This window comes from Salinicola sp., assembly GCF_982684285.1.
The window spans coordinates 1-2,743 of record NZ_CEXLVS010000369.1 but is presented as its reverse complement, the minus strand read 5'-3'; the positions used below and the strand labels follow the sequence as shown (position 1 = coordinate 2,743).

The following is a 2,743-nucleotide window of genomic DNA, read 5'->3' as shown; positions in this document are numbered from 1 at the left end:
GGGGTTCGATCCTACTCTGGCCATCTTGATGTCGGGGATCGGCACACTGCTGTTCTTCGTCATCGTCGGCGGGCGGGTTCCCAGCTACCTGGGGTCCAGCTTTGCCTTCATCGGCGTGGTGATCGCTGCCACCGGGTACGCCGGCAGCGGTGGCAATCCCTCCATCGGCCTGGCGCTGGGGGGCAGCATCGCCTGGGGCGCGATCTACACCCTCATCGGCATGCTGGTCATGGCGCTGGGCACGCGCTGGATCGAGTACCTGCTGCCGCCGGTCGTCACCGGGGCGATCGTGATGACCATCGGCCTCAACCTGGCCCCGGTGGCGGTCTCCAGCGTGAAGGATTCCAATTTCGACGCGGCGATGGCGCTGGTGACCATCCTCTGTGTCGGCCTGGCCGCGGTGCTGACCCGCGGCATGCTCCAGCGGCTGTTGATCCTGGTCGGACTGGTCGCGGCCTACGCCATCTATGCGTTGGTCACCAACGGCCTGGGCTGGGGAGCGCCGATCGATTTCTCGGCGATCGCCGCGGCCGACTGGTTCGGGCTGCCCGCGTTCACGGCGCCGACCTTCACTCCCCATGCGATCGTGCTGATCGCTCCGGTCGCGATCATCCTGGTGGCGGAGAACCTCGGCCACATCAAGGCGGTGGGGGCGATGACCGGACGCGATCTCGACCCCTACATCGGCCGGGCCTTCGTCGGCGACGGCCTGGCGACGATGGTCTCCGGTGCGTCCGGCGGCACCGGCGTGACCACCTATGCCGAGAATATCGGCGTGATGGCGGTGACCCGGGTCTATTCGACGCTGATCTTCGTTGCCGCCGCCGGCTTCGCCATCCTGCTCGGCTTCTCGCCGCGTTTCGGGGCGTTGATCCAGACCATTCCCGGTCCGGTGCTGGCCGGCACCTCGATCGTGGTGTTTGGTCTGATCGCGGTGGCCGGCGCCCGTATCTGGATCCAGAACGGTGTCGATCTGGGCGACAATACCAACCTGATCGTTGCGGCGGTGACGCTGGTGCTGGGCGCGGGCAACTTCTCCATCGACTTCGGCGGATTCACCCTCGACGGTATCGGGACTGCCACCTTCGGTGCGATTCTTCTGCACCTGATTCTGCGTCGTGGCGCCCGACGCAGGCGGGACATTGCCGGGTGATGCCGATTCGGGCTTCGTTTCGAGCCCGTTGAACGTTAGTCTTGGGTGGTACGGGTCATGGCCTCAGCGTCACCCGTGGTATCCCGAACCCTTTCGATCGCGTCCGAGTATAGAGTCCCCAATGAGCGAGTCGCACTCCAGCGAGACCCATGCCGGCGAGCAGGCTTCCACGCCGAAGTCGATCGCCATGACGCGCGAGGTACTGGAGCAGGACCTGATTCGCCGTCACTTCGAACATGTCTATCCCGAGGTGGCGCTGAAGAGCCATCAGGAGCTGCGCAGTTCGATCCAGCAGGTCCTGGCCACGGCCCCGCCCGGCGTCCAGTTGCAGGACGGGGTCTACCTCTTCGCCTACGGCTCGCTGATCTGGAATCCGTGTGTCGAGGTCGCCGAGCGCCACACCTGCCGGCTCTACGGCTATCATCGCGACTTCTGCCTCAAGCTCGATCACGGCCGGGGCACCCCCGAGACCCCCGGGCTGATGCTGGCGCTGGCGCCGGGAGGCTCCTGCCATGGGGTGGCGCTGCGCGTCCCCGGCGACAATCTCGAGCGTGAGCTGACGCTGGTGTGGCGGCGCGAGATGCTGACCGGCGCCTACCGCCCTCGCTGGATCAAGCTGAAGACGGACGTCGGCCCGATCTGGGGCGTCGCTTTCGTGATCAATCCGCATCACGAGCGCTATATCGGTCGCCAGCCCGACGAGACGGTGGTGCACCTGCTGCGCACCGGCCGCGGCGTGCTGGGATCGTGCCGCGAGTATCTCGACAACACGGTGGGCGATCTTCACGCGCTCGGCATCCGTGACCGTCGCCTGGAGTCGTTGCAGCGCGCCGTCGCCAGTTGATTCGCCCCCGGGCATGACGACCGCGCGATCCAAAATTGAGCCTTTCGAACGACTCTGGTAATCTGACGTCCCATCCTGGCCCGACTTTCTCCCCCGGGTCTTTTCTCACGAGCTTCACGACCACGATTCGACAGGTTTTCCATGACACGATATATCTTCGTGACCGGCGGCGGTGTGGCCTCACTGGGCAAAGGCATTGCGTCCGCTTCGCTGGCTGCGATTCTCGAGGCACGCGGCCTCAAGGTCACCATCCTCAAGCTGGATCCGTACATCAACGTCGATCCGGGCACCATGAGCCCGTTTCAGCATGGCGAGGTGTTCGTCACCGAGGATGGCGCGGAAACCGATCTCGACCTGGGTCACTACGAGCGCTTCATCCGCACCAAGATGACCCAGAGCAACAACTTCACCACCGGTCGGGTCTACGAGCACGTGCTGCGCAAGGAGCGCCGTGGTGACTATCTCGGCGGTACGGTGCAGGTGATTCCGCACATCACCGACGAGATCAAGCATCGTGTGGTCAAGGGTGGGGAAGGTTACGACGTGGCGCTGGTGGAGATCGGCGGCACCGTGGGCGACATCGAATCGCTGCCGTTTCTGGAGTCGATTCGCCAGCTGCGCAGCGAAGTCGGCGCCAATCGCGCCCTGTTCATGCACCTGACGCTGGTGCCCTACATCAAGACCGCCGGCGAGACCAAGACCAAGCCGACCCAGCACAGCGTCAAGGAGCTGCGCTCGATCGGGAT

The 2,743-nt window shown here is 64.9% G+C and carries 3 protein-coding genes; all 3 read left to right on the top strand.

Features of this window, described 5'->3' with window-relative positions:
- Positions 1-1,153: uracil-xanthine permease family protein (locus AC3AYF_RS19950; RefSeq protein WP_487780259.1), on the top strand; the 1,153-nt coding region annotated here is incomplete at its 5' end.
- 121 nt (positions 1,154-1,274) lie between these two features.
- Positions 1,275-1,997, top strand: coding sequence for a gamma-glutamylcyclotransferase (locus tag AC3AYF_RS19945; RefSeq protein ID WP_295040998.1), 723 nt, complete (start codon positions 1,275-1,277; stop codon positions 1,995-1,997).
- Positions 1,998-2,138: 141 nt separating this feature from the next.
- A partial coding sequence (pyrG, locus tag AC3AYF_RS19940; protein ID WP_487780258.1) for a CTP synthase occupies positions 2,139-2,743 on the top strand: 605 nt, incomplete at its 3' end.

Excerpts from the sequence above, each read along its gene's own strand:
- AC3AYF_RS19945 (WP_295040998.1), top strand. The coding sequence starts at position 1,275 with ATGAGCGAGTCGCACTCCAGCGAGACCCATGCCGGCGAGCAGGCTTCC.